The following is a 965-nucleotide window of genomic DNA, read 5'->3' as shown; positions in this document are numbered from 1 at the left end:
GTCGACCCGCGCGCGGGCGCGGCGGCGCGCCGCGCCAGGGCGGCCGGCCGCTGACGCGGGTTCGGGCCGGGGCTCGGCCCGATTGCGGCGAGCGGCCGCGGCGCAGCGGGTAAAATACGCGGCATTTCTCACCCGATCCGCCGCGAACATGTCCGCTCCGCTGACCTTCATCGATACGCTGCGCGCCGCCTGGCAGCGCACGAACTCCCTGCTCTGCGTCGGTCTCGACCCCGAACCGACGCGTTTCCCCGCCCATCTGGCGAACCGCCCCGAAGCGATCTTCGATTTCTGCCGCGAGATCGTCGACGCGACCGCGCCCTACGCGAGCGCGTTCAAGCCGCAGATCGCCTACTTCGCCGCGCACCGCGCCGAAGATCAACTCGAACGGCTGATCGCGCACATCCACCTGCAGCACCCGGGCCTCCCGGTGGTGCTCGACGCCAAGCGCGGCGACATCGGCAGCACCGCCGAGCAATACGCGCGCGAGGCGTTCGAGCGCTATCGCGCCGACGCCGTGACGGTGAATCCGTACATGGGCTACGACTCGATCGAGCCGTATCTGGCCTACGAGGACAAGGGCGTGGTGGTGCTGTGCCGCACCTCGAACCCGGGCGGCTCGGACTTGCAGTTCCTCGAAACCGGCGGCCGTCCGCTCTATCAGGTGGTGGCCGAGCTGGCCGCCACCAAATGGAACGCGAAAACGGGCCAGCTCGCGCTGGTGGTGGGCGCGACGTTCCCGAAGGAGATCGAGATCGTGCGCGGCCTCGTCGGCGACATGCCGCTGCTGATCCCCGGCGTGGGCGCGCAGGGCGGCGACGTGCAGGCGACGGTGTCGGCCGGCCGCACGGCCGATGGCGGCGGCATGATGATCAACTCGTCGCGCGCGATCCTCTACGCGAGCAACGGCGAGGACTTCACCGAAGCCGCCGCGCGCGCCGCGCAGGCCACGCGCGACGCGATCAACG

1 protein-coding gene is annotated in these 965 nt (G+C 70.9%); it reads left to right on the top strand.

All coding sequences use genetic code 11. The annotated features are described in order from the left end of the window. Positions 1-148: 148 nt before the first annotated feature. Positions 149-965: orotidine-5'-phosphate decarboxylase (pyrF, locus tag ACYP33_RS24665; RefSeq protein ID WP_459624304.1), on the top strand; the 817-nt coding region annotated here is incomplete at its 3' end.

It is taken from the genome of Burkholderia sp. 3C (assembly GCF_054589155.1).
Note: the sequence above shows the minus strand (reverse complement) of the source record. Positions and strands in the feature narration are given on the sequence as shown.